This window comes from Actinosynnema sp. NPDC050801 (genome assembly GCF_040673975.1).
GTDB lineage: Bacteria > Actinomycetota > Actinomycetes > Mycobacteriales > Pseudonocardiaceae > Actinosynnema.
Genome location: NZ_JBFAQZ010000007.1, coordinates 420938 through 429172 on the forward strand (window position 1 = coordinate 420938; position 8235 = coordinate 429172).

Here is an 8235-nt window from a genome sequence, read left to right on the forward strand (position 1 = left end):
CCATGAAGGTGAAGAAGGGCGACACGGTCGTCGTCATCGCCGGCAAGGACAAGGGAGCTCGCGGCAAGGTCATCATGGCCTACCCCGCTGAGAACCGCGTCCTGGTCGAGGGCGTCAACCGCATCAAGAAGCACACCCGGATCTCGCAGACCGAGCGCGGCGCGCAGTCGGGCGGCATCGTCACGCAGGAAGCCCCCATCCACGTGTCCAACGTGATGGTGGTCGACTCCGAAGGCAAGCCGACCCGCGTGGGCTACCGGACGAACGACGAGGGCAAGCGGGTCCGCATTTCCCGTCGTAACGGGAAGGACATCTGATGACCACCGTTGAGAAGACCATTCCGCGGCTCAAGGTCCGCTACCGCGAGGAGATCGTCACCTCGCTGCGCGAGCAGTTCGAGTACGCCAACGTCATGCAGATCCCGGGCGTGGTCAAGGTCGTCGTCAACATGGGTGTCGGTGACGCCGCCCGTGACGGCAAGCTGATCGAGGGCGCGGTCAAGGACCTGTCGATCATCACGGGCCAGCGGCCCGAGGTCCGCAAGGCCCGCAAGTCCATCGCGCAGTTCAAGCTGCGCGAGGGCATGCCGATCGGCGCGCGCGTCACGCTGCGCGGCGACCGCATGTGGGAGTTCCTGGACCGCCTGCTGACGATCGCGCTGCCGCGTATCCGCGACTTCCGCGGCCTCTCGGGCAAGCAGTTCGACGGCAACGGGAACTACACGTTCGGCCTCAACGAGCAGTCGATGTTCCACGAGATCGACCCGGACGCGATCGACCGTCCCCGCGGTATGGACATCACCGTGGTGACGACCGCGACCAACGACGACGAGGGCCGGGCGCTGCTGAAGGCCCTGGGCTTCCCGTTCAAGGAGAACTGACAGATGGCCAAGAAGGCGCTGATCAACAAGGCCGCGGCCAAGCCGAAGTTCAAGGTGCGGGGTTACACCCGCTGCCAGCGTTGCGGTCGCCCGCACTCGGTGTTCCGCAAGTTCGGCCTGTGCCGGATCTGCCTCCGCGAGATGGCGCACCGGGGCGAGCTGCCCGGTGTGAGCAAGTCCAGCTGGTAAGTCCGGCTCGGCGGCAGGTTTTCTAAGACTCATCACTTCGCTGTAGGCCCGTCCACGACCAGCCGGCCGCAAGGTCGGCTCGGACCCTGGCTGGGGAACCGCAGCGAGAAAGGTTGACCAGGTCACCATGACGATGACCGACCCGATCGCAGACATGTTGACGCGTCTGCGGAACGCGAACTCGGCTTACCACGACAAGGTCGTGATGCCGCACTCGAAGTTGAAGGCCAACATCGCCGAGATCCTCAAGCGCGAGGGCTACATCGCGAGCTACCGCGATGAGCAAGGCGACGTGGCCAAGAACCTGGTTATCGAGCTGAAGTACGGCCCGAACCGGGAGCGCAGCATCGCCGGCCTCCGCCGCGTGTCGAAGCCGGGCCTGCGCGTGTACGCGAAGTCGACCAACCTGCCGAAGGTGCTGGGCGGTCTGGGCGTCGCGATCATTTCGACCTCTGGCGGTCTGATGACCGACCGCCAGGCCAACAAGTCGGGCGTGGGCGGAGAAGTCCTCGCCTACGTCTGGTGAGGAAGGGGGACTAGGCAATGTCGCGCATCGGAAAACTGCCGATCACCGTCCCCTCCGGGGTCGACGTGAACATCGACGGCCAGGCTGTGAGCGTCAAGGGCCCCAAGGGCACCCTGTCGCTCAACATCGCTGAGCCGATCATCATCGAGAAGGCCGACGACGGCACTCTCGAGGTGAAGCGCCCGAACGACGAGCGTCGTAGCCGGTCGCTGCACGGCCTGTCGCGCACCCTGGTGCAGAACATGGTCGTCGGCGTCACGCAGGGCTACGAGAAGAAGATGGAGATCCACGGCGTCGGTTACCGCGTGGCGCTGAAGGGTTCCGACCTGGAGTTCGCGCTGGGCTACAGCCACCCGGTGAAGGTGGAGGCCCCCGAGGGCATCACCTTCGCGGTGGAGACCCCGACCCGCTTCTCCGTGGCCGGCATCGACAAGCAGCTCGTGGGCGAGGTCGCCGCCAACATCCGCAAGCTCCGCAAGCCCGACCCGTACAAGGGCAAGGGCGTGCGGTACGCGGGCGAGAAGATCCGCCGCAAGGTCGGAAAGACGGGTAAGTGACATGAGCGAGACTGCAACGAAGTCCGTTTCTTCGGGGCGGAAGCCGGTGGGCAAGGACATCTCGACCACTCGCCGGATCGCCAAGACGCGCCGTCACTTCCGCCTCCGCAAGAAGGTCAGCGGCACCGCCGAGCGTCCGCGCCTGGTCGTGCACCGCTCGTCGAAGCACATCACCGTGCAGATCATCGACGACCTCGCCGGCCACACCATTGCGGCGGCGTCCTCCGTCGAGGCGGACGTCCGGTCGGTCGACGGCGACAAGAAGGCCCGTGCGGCGAAGGTCGGCCAGCTGGCCGCCGCCCGTGCCAAGGACGCCGGGATCAGCAAGGTGGTCTTCGACCGCGGCGGCAACGCCTACCACGGTCGGATCGCCGCTCTGGCGGATGCCGCTCGCGAGGCGGGGCTGGAGTTCTGACAATGCACATGAACCGAATTGAGAGGGACGCCTGATGCCAGGACGCACGCGTCGCGAAGGCGGCGGGGGCGAGCGCGGAGAGCGCCGCGACCGCCGTGACGGTGGCCGCGGCGGAGCGGCCCAGGAGAAGACCCCGCACCTGGAGCGCGTGGTCGCGATCAACCGCGTCTCCAAGGTCGTCAAGGGTGGTCGTCGCTTCAGCTTCACCGCGCTGGTCGTGGTCGGCGACGGCGACGGCATGGTCGGTGTCGGCTACGGCAAGGCCAAGGAAGTCCCGGCGGCGATCGCCAAGGGTGTCGAGGAGGCGAAGAAGAACTTCTTCCGCGTCCCCCGCATCGCGGGCACGATCCCCCACCCGATCCAGGGCGAGAAGGCGGCCGGTGTCGTGCTGCTGCGTCCGGCCTCGGCCGGTACCGGTGTCATCGCCGGTGGCGCGGTCCGCGCGGTGCTGGAGTGCGCCGGCGTCCACGACGTGCTGAGCAAGTCGCTGGGCTCCGACAACGCCATCAACATCGTGCACGCCACGGTGGCTGCCCTGAAGGGCCTGCAGCGTCCGGAGGAGGTGGCCGCCCGCCGCGGTCTGCCCCTGGAGGACGTGGCTCCCGCCGGCATGCTCCGTGCTCGCGCAGGGGCGGTGTGACCATGGCCGAGCTCAAGGTGACCCAGGTCAAGAGCAGCATCGGTACCAAGCGCAACCACCGTGAGTCCCTCCGGACCCTCGGTCTGCGCAAGATCCGCCAGTCGGTGGTCCGCGAGGACACGCCGCAGGTGCGCGGTTTGATCCACACCGTGCGCCACCTGGTGGTCGTCGAGGAGGTCCAGTCGTGACCATCAAGATCCATGACCTGCGTCCGGCCCCCGGCGCCAAGACCGCGAAGACCCGTGTCGGTCGCGGTGAGGGCTCCAAGGGCAAGACGGCCGGTCGCGGTACGAAGGGCACCGGCGCGCGGAAGAACGTTTCCCCGCGCTTCGAAGGTGGCCAGATGCCGCTGCACATGCGCCTGCCGAAGCTGAAGGGCTTCCGCAACCCGTTCCGCACCGAGTACCAGGTGGTGAACGTGTCCGACCTCGCCCGGGTGTTCCCGGAGGGTGGTCGGGTGGACGTGGACGCGCTCGTCCACGCGGGCCTGGTGCGCAAGAACGAGCTCGTGAAGGTCCTCGGCAACGGTGACCTGGACGGCGTCAAGCTCGACGTCGTGGCGAACAAGTTCTCCGGCAGCGCGGTCGAGAAGATCGCCGCCGCCGGTGGCACCACCACCGTGCTCTGACGCACGAGCACTGACGCACGACCAGCAGGACCAGCACTGCGAACGGCCCCGGAGCCTCCCGCTCCGGGGCCGTTCGCGTCGGCGGGGTCGGCCGATGGGTTTTTGACTTTTGCCGGCGGCGGTGGGAGGTGTCCCGCCGGCGCTGATGAGGCGGTCGCCGGGCCGCTGACGACCCGCGGTTCCGGGCTGCGGACGAGGTGGTTCCAGGCCTGCCGATGACGCGGTTCCCGGGCTGTCGGCGCTGCTGAGACGCGCGTTCGCGGAGGGCGTAAAACCGGTGGCGCGCCGGGTTAGCGTGCCCGCATGTGGCTCGCGGTCTTCTTCGGCGCCTCGGTCCTGGTCGCACTGACCCCTGGCGCCAACAACCTCCTGGGCATGCACCAGGGGGTCCACCACGGTCCTTTGCGGGCCGCTACGGCGCTCCTGGGCCGCCTTGCGGCCTTCTCCCTGATGGTCGGCGCGGTCGTCGCGGGGCTCGGTCCCGTCCTGGCGGCCAGCCACAACGCCCTCACCGTGATCAAGTGGGCCGGCGTCGCGTACCTGGTCTACCTGGCCGTGCGCATCCTGACGACCGAGGACCGGGGCGGGAAACCGGTGGCCAGCGGCACGCCGCTGCGCAAGGAGTTCCTGGTCGCGATCACCAATCCCAAAGCCTTGCTGATCTTCACCGCGTTCGTGCCGCAGTTCGTCGACCCTGGTCGCGGCCCTGTCGCGGGGCAGCTCGCGACCCTCGGCGCGGTCTACCTGGCGGCGGAAGCGCTGGCCGGGATCGGGTACGTGGCGCTGGGCGCGGGTATCCGGAAGGCCGGGCTGACCAAGCGGGCCAAGGCCCGGTTGGACAAGGGCACGGCGGGCGTCCTGCTCGGCATGGCCGGCCTGCTCGCGACCAGCCGAACTTGATCCATTCGGGGGCTTGCGGGCCGCCGTAGTCGGTCGGGTACGAAGTGTGAGGGGCGACTGGCTACGGCGATCGGCCAAGCGGCTGTTAAAGTCGCGGGCTGAACCCGGATGCCCTCCGGGTCGGTCGCGGCTATCCGTCGCTTCCGCCACCGTCGGCGATGGGTCGACGGCATGTCCGCAAGACTGTGCCGGCAACACAGCCGGCACCGCAGGATGCCGACCCCAGTGGGGCGGCAACGCTGATGGAGGTTCGCGTGCTCGGCGCATTCCGCTCGGCTCTCGCGACGCCGGACCTACGCAAGAAGATCCTCTTCACACTGGGGATCGTCGTGGTGTACCGGTTGGGCGCCACCATGCCCGCGCCGGGCGTCTCCTTCAAGAACGTCAAACAGTGTGTCGAGTCGGTCGACCAGCAGGGGATCTACTCGCTGATCAACCTGTTCAGCGGCGGCGCGCTGCTGAACTTGTCGATCTTCGCGCTCGGCATCATGCCGTACATCACGGCGAGCATCATCGTCCAGCTGCTCACCGTGGTGATTCCGCGGTTCGAGCAGCTGAAGAAGGAAGGGCAGGCGGGTCAGGGCAAGCTGACCCAGTACACCCGCTACCTGACCATCGCGCTGGCGGTCCTGCAGTCCACGGGCATCATCGCCCTGGCCGTGCGCGACCAGCTGTTCCAGAACTGCGAAGTGCCGGTCATCCCCGACGAGAGCATCTTCAACCTGGTCGTCCTCGTGGTCGTGATGACCGCGGGCACCAGCGTGATCATGTGGCTCGGTGAGATCATCACCGAGAAGGGGATCGGCAACGGCATGTCGCTGCTGATCTTCACCGGCATCGCGGCGCGCATCCCGATCGAGGGCAAGATCATCCTCGACCGCGGTGGCCTGACGTTCTTCCTGGTCTGCGTCGCGGCACTGCTGATCATCGCGAGCGTCATCTACGTGGAGCAGGCCCAGCGCCGCATCCCGGTCCAGTACGCCAAGCGCATGATCGGCCGCCGGATGTACGGCGGCACGTCGACGTACCTGCCGCTGAAGGTGAACCAGGCCGGTGTCATCCCGGTCATCTTCGCCTCGTCGCTGCTGTACCTGCCCGACCTCATCTCGCGCCTCACCACGTCCACCGACGGGTCGGCGCCGAACTGGTGGGAGAGCTTCGTTGCAACGCACCTGGTGAGCCAGTCCAGCCCGGTGCACATCGCGCTCTACTTCCTGCTGATCGTCTTCTTCACGTACTTCTACGTCGGCATCACGTTCAACCCGGACGAGCGTGCGGACGAGATGAAGAAGTTCGGTGGGTTCATCCCGGGCATCCGGCCGGGCCGTCCCACCGCCGAGTACCTCCGCTTCGTGTTGGGGCGGATCACGCTGCCTGGCTCGCTCTACCTGGGCATCGTCGCCATCCTGCCGAACCTGTTCCTCGACCTCACCGGTCAGGGCCAGAACCAGAACTTCCCGTTCGGCGGCACGGCGGTGCTGATCATGGTCGGTGTCGGGCTCGACACCGTGAAGCAGATCGAGAGCCAGCTCATGCAGCGCAACTACGAAGGGTTCCTCCGCTAGTGCGACTCGTTCTCGTCGGCCCGCCCGGTGCGGGCAAGGGCACCCAGGCCACAACGCTCAGCCGCGAGCTCGGGGTGCCGCACATCTCCACCGGGGACCTCTTCCGCGCCCACATCAGTCAGCAGACCGATCTGGGCAAGGAGGTCCAGGAGTACCTGGACTCGGGCGAGCTGGTGCCGGACGCGGTCACCAACGAGATGGTGCGCGTCCGGCTCTCGCAGCCGGACGCCGCCGGCGGCTTCCTGCTCGACGGCTTCCCGCGCAACACCGCCCAGGCGGGCGTGCTCGGCGAGATGCTGGCGGTCGACGGGCACAAGCTGGACGCGGTGCTGGAGTTCCGGATCGACGAGGACGTCGTGGTCGAGCGGTTGCTCGCCCGCGGTCGCACGGACGACAAGGAAGACGTGATCCGGCACCGCCAGCAGGTGTACCGCACGGAGACCGCGCCGCTGCTCGACTACTACGCCGACGTCGTGGTGACCATCGACGCCGTCGGTGAGGTCGACGAGATCAGCGAGCGCGCTCTGCGCGCCTTGCGCGACCTGAAGTGAGCGGTGGACTTGTCGATGCGCTGCGTCGGGTCGTTTCCGGTCGGGATCGCATGATCGAGGTCAAGAGCCACGGCCAGCTGGAGGCCATGAGGGCCGCCGGGCTGGTCGTGGCGCGCACGTTGGCGCTGCTGGCCTCGCACACCAAGGCCGGGGTCAGCACCGCCGAGTTGGACGAGCTGGCGGAGCAGAGCATCCGGGACGCGGGCGCGATCCCGTCGTTCAAGGGCTACCACGGGTTCCCGGCGTCGATCTGCGCGTCGGTGAACGACCAGGTGGTCCACGGCATCCCGAGCCGCACGCAGGTGCTCGCGGAGGGTGACCTGATCTCGATCGACTGCGGCGCCATCCTGGATGGTTGGCACGGCGACTCGGCGATCACCCTGCCGGTGGGTTCGGTGACCGACGCGGAGCTGAAGCTGTCCGAGGCGACGCGGGCGTCGATGCTCGCCGGCATCGAGGCGGCGGTGGCCGGTGGTCGGCTGAGCGACATCTCGTTCGCGATCGAGTCGGCCACGATCCTGGCCGGCGAGGAGCACGGCGTCGAGTACGGGATCGTCGAGGGCTACGGCGGCCACGGCATCGGCACGAAGATGCACATGGACCCGTTCCTGCCGAACCAGGGCAAGCCGGGCAAGGGTCCGCGGTTGAAGCCGGGCATGGCGATCGCGATCGAGCCCATGCTCACGCTCGGGACCGAGCGGACGGTCGAGCTGGACGACGGCTGGACCGTCATCACGGCCGACGGCTCGCGTGCCGCGCACTGGGAGCACTCGGTGGCGATCACCGACGACGGCCCCTGGGTCCTCACCGCTCTCGACGACTGAGCTCTTCGGTTCTCTTCGGTTTTAGCACCGCCTGCGCCGGTGGACTGGTACTCGGTCCGCCGGCGTTGGCGTTCGTGGGCGGGCCTGGGCGAAGCCTCAAGCTCTAAAGATCAAGAGCGTCCTCGCCGGACGGGCAGATCAGCAGGATGACGGGGTCTGGGGGTCGACTCCTGTTCCAGCGGGTGCCGGGGTCCGTGTCATCCCGCCGACCTCCACAAGGGCAACCACACGCGTCAAGGGGGCCGTACCAGCCCGTCGTTCCGGTGGGGGTGGGGGTGCCCCCTTGACACGCGCGGTTGGGCGTTGCCAGGTCGGCGGGATGACACGAACCCCTCCTTTGAGGGAAGACCGGCCAGTGGACCACCGGGGCCGTGCCGTGGTCCGGGCCCGTTTGGATCGTGGGGGGCGGCCGGGGTCCGGCTCCGTCGACTGCGTCGCCGTGCGGCGGCTGATGTTGTTCTCTTCCCCAAGGGAGGGGTTCGTGTCATCCCGCCGACCTGGCGCAGCCCTACCGCGCGTGTCAAGGGGGCGGTGTTCAGGTTTGCCGGGTTGTGGGTGTC

13 protein-coding genes are annotated in these 8235 nt (G+C 67.9%); all 13 read left to right on the top strand.

What is annotated here, in order from left to right; translation table 11 throughout:
* Positions 1 to 2: 2 nt before the first annotated feature.
* The 13 genes from rplX to map all read left to right on the top strand — a co-directional run bounded on the left by rplX (position 3) and on the right by map (position 7675).
* Positions 3 to 317: a 50S ribosomal protein L24 gene (gene rplX, locus AB0K14_RS19370; RefSeq protein ID WP_360464724.1), complete on the top strand. Its 315-nt coding sequence runs from the start codon at positions 3 to 5 to the stop codon at positions 315 to 317.
* A complete protein-coding gene (gene rplE / locus AB0K14_RS19375; protein ID WP_360464727.1) occupies positions 317 to 880 on the top strand; it encodes a 50S ribosomal protein L5 in 564 nt (187 codons plus the stop codon). Before rplX ends, rplE begins: the two co-directional genes overlap by 1 nt.
* Positions 881 to 883: 3 nt before the next feature.
* The gene (locus AB0K14_RS19380) at positions 884 to 1069 is read left to right on the top strand and encodes a type Z 30S ribosomal protein S14 (RefSeq protein WP_053715226.1); all 186 of its coding nucleotides are present in this window, start codon (positions 884 to 886) and stop codon (positions 1067 to 1069) included.
* A 127-nt stretch (positions 1070 to 1196) separates the two neighbouring features.
* Positions 1197 to 1595: a 30S ribosomal protein S8 gene (gene rpsH / locus AB0K14_RS19385; RefSeq protein WP_033428586.1), complete on the top strand. Its 399-nt coding sequence runs from the start codon at positions 1197 to 1199 to the stop codon at positions 1593 to 1595.
* A 17-nt stretch (positions 1596 to 1612) separates the two neighbouring features.
* Complete coding sequence (rplF, locus tag AB0K14_RS19390) at positions 1613 to 2152, top strand: 50S ribosomal protein L6 (protein ID WP_053715225.1); 540 nt, start codon at positions 1613 to 1615, stop codon at positions 2150 to 2152.
* A 1-nt stretch (position 2153) separates the two neighbouring features.
* Entirely contained in the window at positions 2154 to 2567 is a 414-nt protein-coding gene (gene rplR, locus AB0K14_RS19395) for a 50S ribosomal protein L18 (RefSeq protein ID WP_360464731.1), read from the top strand.
* Positions 2568 to 2601: 34 nt separating this feature from the next.
* On the top strand, positions 2602 to 3207 hold the full coding sequence (rpsE, locus tag AB0K14_RS19400; RefSeq protein ID WP_037329520.1) for a 30S ribosomal protein S5: 606 nt from the start codon (positions 2602 to 2604) through the stop codon (positions 3205 to 3207).
* A 2-nt stretch (positions 3208 to 3209) separates the two neighbouring features.
* Positions 3210 to 3395, top strand: a complete 186-nt coding sequence (rpmD, locus tag AB0K14_RS19405) for a 50S ribosomal protein L30 (RefSeq protein ID WP_053715223.1) — start codon at positions 3210 to 3212, stop codon at positions 3393 to 3395.
* Positions 3392 to 3835: a 50S ribosomal protein L15 gene (gene rplO / locus AB0K14_RS19410; protein WP_360464736.1), complete on the top strand. Its 444-nt coding sequence runs from the start codon at positions 3392 to 3394 to the stop codon at positions 3833 to 3835. The genes rpmD and rplO overlap by 4 nt, the downstream gene beginning before the upstream one ends.
* Before the next feature lie 303 nt (positions 3836 to 4138).
* On the top strand, positions 4139 to 4735 hold the full coding sequence (locus tag AB0K14_RS19415) for a LysE family translocator (RefSeq protein ID WP_360464738.1): 597 nt from the start codon (positions 4139 to 4141) through the stop codon (positions 4733 to 4735).
* Positions 4736 to 4989: 254 nt separating this feature from the next.
* Complete coding sequence (gene secY / locus AB0K14_RS19420) at positions 4990 to 6300, top strand: preprotein translocase subunit SecY (RefSeq protein ID WP_360464741.1); 1311 nt, start codon at positions 4990 to 4992, stop codon at positions 6298 to 6300.
* Positions 6300 to 6851, top strand: coding sequence for an adenylate kinase (locus AB0K14_RS19425; protein ID WP_360464744.1), 552 nt, complete (start codon positions 6300 to 6302; stop codon positions 6849 to 6851). Before secY ends, AB0K14_RS19425 begins: the two co-directional genes overlap by 1 nt.
* A 50-nt stretch (positions 6852 to 6901) precedes the next feature.
* Positions 6902 to 7675 (top strand): type I methionyl aminopeptidase, encoded by a 774-nt coding sequence (map, locus tag AB0K14_RS19430; protein WP_360464747.1) that lies wholly within the window; start codon positions 6902 to 6904, stop codon positions 7673 to 7675.
* Positions 7676 to 8235 lie beyond the last annotated feature (560 nt).

Bases quoted from the DNA above. Each gene is read 5' to 3' on its own strand.
- rplX (WP_360464724.1), top strand. From the start codon at position 3: ATGAAGGTGAAGAAGGGCGACACGGTCGTCGTCATCGCCGGCAAGGAC.
- rplE (WP_360464727.1), top strand. From the start codon at position 317: ATGACCACCGTTGAGAAGACCATTCCGCGGCTCAAGGTCCGCTACCGC.
- AB0K14_RS19380 (WP_053715226.1), top strand. From the start codon at position 884: ATGGCCAAGAAGGCGCTGATCAACAAGGCCGCGGCCAAGCCGAAGTTC.
- rpsH (WP_033428586.1), top strand. From the start codon at position 1,197: ATGACGATGACCGACCCGATCGCAGACATGTTGACGCGTCTGCGGAAC.
- rplF (WP_053715225.1), top strand. From the start codon at position 1,613: ATGTCGCGCATCGGAAAACTGCCGATCACCGTCCCCTCCGGGGTCGAC.
- rplR (WP_360464731.1), top strand. From the start codon at position 2,154: ATGAGCGAGACTGCAACGAAGTCCGTTTCTTCGGGGCGGAAGCCGGTG.
- rpsE (WP_037329520.1), top strand. From the start codon at position 2,602: ATGCCAGGACGCACGCGTCGCGAAGGCGGCGGGGGCGAGCGCGGAGAG.
- rpmD (WP_053715223.1), top strand. From the start codon at position 3,210: ATGGCCGAGCTCAAGGTGACCCAGGTCAAGAGCAGCATCGGTACCAAG.
- AB0K14_RS19415 (WP_360464738.1), top strand. From the start codon at position 4,139: ATGTGGCTCGCGGTCTTCTTCGGCGCCTCGGTCCTGGTCGCACTGACC.
- map (WP_360464747.1), top strand. From the start codon at position 6,902: ATGATCGAGGTCAAGAGCCACGGCCAGCTGGAGGCCATGAGGGCCGCC.